Source organism: Bacillus cihuensis, assembly GCF_000504145.1.
Lineage (GTDB): Bacteria > Bacillota > Bacilli > Bacillales > DSM-1321 > Peribacillus > Peribacillus huizhouensis.
The window spans coordinates 1-6,415 of sequence record NZ_AYSD01000032.1 but is presented as its reverse complement, the minus strand read 5'-3'; the positions used below and the strand labels follow the sequence as shown (position 1 = coordinate 6,415).

The 6,415-nt window shown below is 35.0% G+C and carries 6 protein-coding genes and 1 tRNA gene; 3 read left to right on the top strand and 4 right to left on the bottom strand.

Annotated elements, in window-relative coordinates:
* Positions 1-33: 33 nt before the first annotated feature.
* Positions 34-107 (top strand) — tRNA-Arg (locus tag V179_RS0105415).
* A 562-nt stretch (positions 108-669) separates the two neighbouring features.
* Positions 670-1,485, top strand: a complete 816-nt coding sequence (locus tag V179_RS27080; protein WP_034300743.1) for an HTH domain-containing protein — start codon at positions 670-672, stop codon at positions 1,483-1,485.
* 315 nt (positions 1,486-1,800) lie between these two features.
* On the opposite strand, the gene V179_RS0105400 is transcribed toward V179_RS27080, so the two are convergent.
* Positions 1,801-2,352: a site-specific integrase gene (locus V179_RS0105400; RefSeq protein WP_034300741.1), complete on the bottom strand. Its 552-nt coding sequence runs from the start codon at positions 2,350-2,352 to the stop codon at positions 1,801-1,803.
* Positions 2,353-2,632: 280 nt separating this feature from the next.
* On the opposite strand from V179_RS0105400, the gene V179_RS31510 reads away from it, so the two are divergent.
* Entirely contained in the window at positions 2,633-2,725 is a 93-nt protein-coding gene (locus V179_RS31510) for a putative holin-like toxin (protein ID WP_235178963.1), read from the top strand.
* 360 nt (positions 2,726-3,085) lie between these two features.
* On the opposite strand, the gene V179_RS0105390 is transcribed toward V179_RS31510, so the two are convergent.
* The 3 genes from V179_RS0105390 to V179_RS0105380 all read right to left on the bottom strand — a co-directional run bounded on the left by V179_RS0105390 (position 3,086) and on the right by V179_RS0105380 (position 5,800).
* A complete protein-coding gene (locus tag V179_RS0105390) occupies positions 3,086-3,370 on the bottom strand; it encodes a hypothetical protein (RefSeq protein ID WP_028390621.1) in 285 nt (94 codons plus the stop codon).
* Positions 3,354-4,151: a ParA family protein gene (locus V179_RS0105385; protein WP_028390620.1), complete on the bottom strand. Its 798-nt coding sequence runs from the start codon at positions 4,149-4,151 to the stop codon at positions 3,354-3,356. The genes V179_RS0105390 and V179_RS0105385 overlap by 17 nt, the downstream gene beginning before the upstream one ends.
* 434 nt (positions 4,152-4,585) lie before the next feature.
* A complete protein-coding gene (locus tag V179_RS0105380; RefSeq protein WP_034300737.1) occupies positions 4,586-5,800 on the bottom strand; it encodes a replication initiation protein in 1,215 nt (404 codons plus the stop codon).
* Positions 5,801-6,415: the final 615 nt, after the last annotated feature.

Genomic DNA, 6,415 nt, shown 5'->3' with positions numbered 1-6,415 from the left:
TTCAAATCCCTCCTTCTCCGCCACACATAGGATGCGCCTTTAGCTCAGCAGGATAGAGCAACGGCCTTCTAAGCCGTCGGTCAGAGGTTCGAATCCTCTAAGGCGCGTAAAAACTAACCAACTAAGGTTAGTTTTTTTATTTGATCCATTCAATAATCTGCAAGCAAAGTAACACCGCATCGATGTATTGAAGTCACTATAATCCTATTTAAGCTACTTATTTTTTTCTGCAATCTCTTAAGGGAATAGTAAAATATGCTTTGGTCATGAGGTTTTTATAATTACCTGTGAAGAATATCGCTGAGGTCGTTCTAATTTCTTTTAAAGGCTCTTACGGTTTGTTTAAAGGAGAATCTATTAATTTATTATTGATTTGGAAGTTTTATAGCGATATAATTGCTAATAATTACATATGGACGGAAAAAGAACCTCAACTGTTTAAGTGGTGTTGGAGCACCCTTAAACCGTTTCCCCTAATCACCCTAGGGAAAACACTTGTCGAAGTTCCTTGTAACTAATAAAGTTATACGACTATTTTAGTGTATAATCCTGCTAGTTTCAAGGAAAAAATGTTGTTTGTTTCCATGAACACATTAAAGGCATTGTTTCCCTTAAGTTTACATAGGGAAACAATGCCTTTTTCTTTTGTTCCTAGAAGGGAAATAAACAATGACTATTTTCGTAGAAACCTCACAATTCAATCAAATGATTTCTCACAGGCCTTATGCAGAATCGAAAAATCAAAAGAAGAAAGTAAAGTACATGCTGCTGGATTCTATTAAAGAAAAGATAGGAGACAGATGGATTCTATTTAAAGAGGGTACTCGACAAGCGTTTGATATGATTTGTTTTTTCAGTGCGGAATTAGGTTTCTTTTACGCCGGGGCCCAGTATCTTGCAGATCGTCATTCTATTAGTGATCGGACTATAAGGAATAGATTTAAGGAATTAGAAGAACTAGGACAGGTTGTAAAATTACATAGGCGTTCTAAGAGGTGTAACGGGAAAGGGAAACCCGTGTACCTGTTTGTTAATCATCCATACTTTACATATTGGGTTCATTTATTGGGTTTAAACATAGAAGATTTCCATACAGATTTCCATACAGAAAACGCTGAAACCTCTTGTAACAGTAAGGAAGAAGCCACTAAAAAAGTTTCTACCTATTCTTTACCTTTAAAACAAGAAAGTAATATATATATTAGCGATAATCATATTATACAAGCTATTTATAATAGAGTTAATGATGCAATAAAAGACGGAACAACAATAAAATTCCTATCTAGTTATGTAGATCGTATTTTTAGATCTTTAGAAAAACAAGCCATATATGCTGAAAATATACGCCTAGTTGCTAAGAAGAAACAGCATGAGAAAGAAGCTTATGAATTTTTTTATAAACCTAAAGAAGTCCCTTTTTATAATTGGTTAGAGGAGCCGGCCGATGGTAAAAGTGGATGGAGTAGTAAGGAGGTTTATGTATAAATAGAGTGATTAGTTTCGGGAAGAGATTAAGAAATATGGATATAGTGGTTAGAGATAAAAAATGTGAAACGAGTAAAAAATACGAATGATGTAAGAATTATAGGATGCTGTTTGCTGATTATTTGAAGTGTTTTTTTAAAAACTCGTCGTACAAGCTGTTTATTAGTCCTTCTGAGGCATTTTATCTTTTTTTGAGTAACAAAGTAAATGTGAATATTTCGGATGCTATAAACGGCCATCAAGGGGGCTTTAATGACCCCATAGTGGACTGACGTTTTTCAATCGTGCCGACAAAAAATGGTTCTTTTCCGCATTTTACAAAGAAAAATCCTTTAACGTTTCGTCGATTTCTTCTTGCGTAATCCCAATATACCGTTTGGTGATCGATGGGGCAGAATGGTTAAAAATATTCTGAAGGAACGCCAGGTCTTTCGTTCTCCGATAATACGCATATCCAAAGGTTTTTCGCATCGTATGCGTACCGATATCGTCCCGACCAAGCACATTTCCCGCTTTGACAAGCATCCTGTAAGCTTGGGTAGGAGTAATCGGTCCATTTCCTTTTCGGCTTGGAAGCAGGTAATCTTTATCGTTCATATGGGCTGTATAATTCTCAATTTCCTCCCGTAGCTTAACTGGTAACATAAATCGTTTCTTTTTATCCGTTTTCTTCTCTCGGATCACCACATGACTTTTATCTCGAACATCTCCGACTTTCAACGGAACAATATCACTGACCCGAAGCCCGGTATTAATTCCAAAGACAAACAAAAAATAGTCCCGTTCCGAACCATATCGGCGCAACGCCCATTTCATATCTTCAATTTCTTTGGCCGTTCGCAACGGCTGCACGTTCTTTTCTTTCATGATTTTCCTCCATTATCGTACATTCAACGTATGATAAGGGTAGTTTATCAAAAGTTATCAGTGATATCAAGGATTTGAATGTACGAAAATATGCAAAATCATACATTCGTAAAAATTCCTCATTCAACTAAAGAAGCAGATTAAAGGCTCACTTGGAAACCAACAATATCCATTATTCAAATTAGAGATGTTACAGCTATTTATAAATATTTTTCCATTTTGATTTTGTATAGGACAAACTGAGGTCTGGGAAGGCTGAGTGTTAGGAGGCGATGGATGAATGGATACTTTTGAAGTTCTATCCCTGATGCTTGGCTTTGGCATGTTTGTAATCACTGTTCTGGAATTTAAAGATAAGGATAAGAATTCTTGAACACGCTGAAAAAAGCGTGTTTTTTCAACGTGAAGATAAGAAAAAACCTCAGTCTCTTTTTTCTTAGAATTTCGGCAAAGCATCGACAGCATCCATTTACAAAAAATATGCCAGAACATATGGAGGGATTTTCTCTTTGGTAATCTGTAGTCTTCAATCATGTTCGGGAATCTGCGGACTATAAATTCCAGAACTACTTTAAAGCTACCAACTAAAGAAGAAAAGAAGGAATAAACGTTTCTTCTTTTCTTCTTTAGTTGGTGGAATTGTTGGTTCCTTCTTTACCTCTTTCCATGCAGCACTGCAGAATATGCTACTTGAATAAGCTTCAGTCTGGCCGCATAGTAAGTAAATTGTATTCTACTTGATCTCCTTCAAATACCTCTCCAAAGCCTCTTCAATCAGAATATAGATGTTTTTCTCATGGACAAGAGCTTGCATTTTTAATTCTTTATGTAGATCTGTACGTAGATCAAAGGATACGCGTTTTCTTTCCACTTTTATTTCTTCCTTTCTTGTATCGTTGATTTCTTTATTCGAATAAACGTTGGTATCTTCTTCGCCTACTATTTCGGCTAATGCTTGGGTTGGGGTAATTATTTTTTGCTGGCGTTTCATTTTTTTTATGTCATTCACCTTGGACACGCTCAATCAACTCCTTGTAGAAACGGTTGTATTGGTCTAATGCTCGTTTTAATTCTGGATTCCCATTAAATCCATAGAGAGCTAATCGGCCGACTGGTGCTTTTCTCGTAATGGTGGTTTGAAAGACTTCGTTAGGATAGTCCTCCTCAATCATTTCTTTAAACGCTTTTGAATCGCTTCTACGTACATCGTTCATGGTGCGCAAAATCCCAACGACTTGTGTATCTCTATGACCGAAATTTCTAGCCCCTTCAACAGAGTCCATAAAGTTAGGAATCGCCGAGTAACACCAGCTTGAACATTCAAACATCACAACTACGTGTTCACTTGCGCATAGGGCATTTGTCGTCTGTTCACTAAGTGATGGTGGGGTATCAATTAAGATAAAGTCATATTGATCCCTAACTTGATCAAGAATTTGATCGAGGATTAAGCTAGGGTTCCCCTTAAATGGAAGAGTGTCCCCTTGATAGGTTTTCCCGGTATAAATCCAGCGAGGAAATGTAGCTAAAAAATTATTGGCAGGAAGTAAATCTAAATGATCGGTGATAGGAACAATATACTTTTCTACGTCGTTTTGTTGCATCGCTTCTAAAATAGATCTTCCCATGAACTCATTAGACGGTTGTTCAGATAAGAATTCAGTCAAGTTTCCTTGAGAATCCATATCCACGGCTAATACACGGTAGCCATCTTCTTTTAGCAGATAGGATAATATGCCCGTTGTAGTGGATTTGCCGCATCCACCTTTTTGGATTCCCATTGTAATAGTAATGGCCAATCTTCACACCTTCCTTTTTTCAAAAGTTGTTTTCTACTTTCCTTATTCGATAATAGTTGAACAACTCCTTCTGGGTGATAAAAACCTTCATTTTTACAGGTTGCTTTTCAACGTCATAAGCGAGACATTAAGAGTGTAATTGCTTAACTAACTTTTTTTCATACCATCATATATTCTTAAGATAAACTCGATAGAATATATGAGCGCTGCTTTAAAACCTTAAACAGGATAAAAATACACTTTATATACTTTAAATAAGGGGAGCTTGCTTGGGTTCAAAAAGCAAACATCACGCTGCACGATAATCACAAAAAAGAAATCTCCAACTAAAAGATAGCAATGGCTAAAAACAATATATGAACATAAAAAGGGGTGGACATCCACTCCCTTTTATATTCCCTATCAAATTCAACAACCTAAAAATTAATTTGATACTACACTCCTTTTAACCAATCTTCAATCTGTATCTTGGCCTTTTCAATATCCTTTTTTTCTATAGTAGTATTTTCAGGCTCCATAATATTAAGCGTTTCGTATAAGTCTTGTTTGATCGTTTCAAAAATCTGCACAGCATCGCCTTGCTCCACATCCAAAAACCTCTGTATTTCACTAATTGACTTCTCTTCCACAAACCAATACGGTAAAGGATCTCTTGATTTTCTAAAATCTGAAATTAAATGCATAAGAATGTTTTCGGATGACGCAATACCTTCATTAGGTCTTGAAGAACGTAACACTTTCGTTATGTACCCTATAGGATTTTCGATATCTTTTCTATCTTGTATTTTCTCTAATAGGTCAATAACGGTTGCTTGTCCATATTTCCCCCATGATTCAATCACTTCATCTGACAACTGGATCCCCAATGTTTTTCCTAGCTTTCTGACGCTTTTTGAAAAGCTATTTGACAACTTAAATTCTTCAAGATTACTTTCAAAAATATCTAATTCTTCTATCTTAGGTTCTTTTGCAGACTTTATTAGAAACTTAACTTTTTCAACTTTACGTCCTTTTTTCACAACTTCTATTTCAAAAGAAATATCCGTTTTCTTCATAAGTTCCTTCTGGGCCGGTAAAAGTACACGTTGTTTAAAGTTTCCATAAGCAGGATAGACATCTTCAGCGCCAAGCATCTTCCGTAAATCTGAAAGAAAAAACGTCCTCTCCTGAAACTTTTCGTATTGTTTTAACAATTCATAGATCCGAATAGCATAAGAACTTTTGAGTTTAACGACATTTTCAAGCTTATAACTCGTAAATTCTTTTTTTAATTCTAATAGGTATGGACGTAAGAAAGGATCAAATCGAACGTCTATCGTACCTTCAGACTCGTTATAAGCAACATAGCTTAACCAGGCTACCTGGATGACTTTCTTATCAATACGGACCTCAAACACCTTTTGCATGAGTTCCTTAGTAATTTGCCTTAATTCTGTATATTTAGGCGTGCCATTTAAGCCTAATAATCGATTAAACTCCTTAATAGGTAATGTATATGATTTAAAATCCGAATCCTCGGGATGAATATTGCTGGCCAAACAAAGAATAATCTTTTGCTCAACTACACCGAGTTTATAATTTGCTTCGATTAAAATATTAGATTTAGTTACAAGTTGATTGGTTCGATTTTCCATAATCGATGTGGACATTAAAAAAATCCCCCTTTGGGTTCATCTGATTATGCCAAATTTTTAACTATAACAAAAGTTTTTTTTTGTTATAGTTGGCACCATTTTTGTTATAGTTAGGTCTGTCGAACCCAGTCGTATCAAGGGTTCCAAGGGGGCTGAAAACAAGAATAAAACAAGAATAAAACAAGATAAAACAAAAAACAGTAAAACAACAACACAAAAAATGTGATTGCTATCCGAATACACAAATTACATAAAATGAAAATAAAGGATTTATATGTAAAAATAAAATATCATAGGAATATTCATCCAGTTCTAAAAAAGATGACCTGAAAATAGCTAATGAAGAATGAGCTTATTCATTCAGAAAATTCCAAAGTACTAATATCTTTTTTCTATTGACTCTTTAAAAAAAAGATATTAATATATTAATTCCCGTTAGGTTAAGGGATTTCAGCAAAAAAAAGTTTCGTTTTAATTTCTTCGTAGAAGTTGACAAAGGCGAATGTATTTGATAATATGAATCTTGTCGCTGATACGAAATAAATTATTTCGGAAAATCATTTGACAATCTGATGACAAAATGATAAACTATTATTCTGTCTCAAATTAATAGTTCTTTGAAAACTAAAC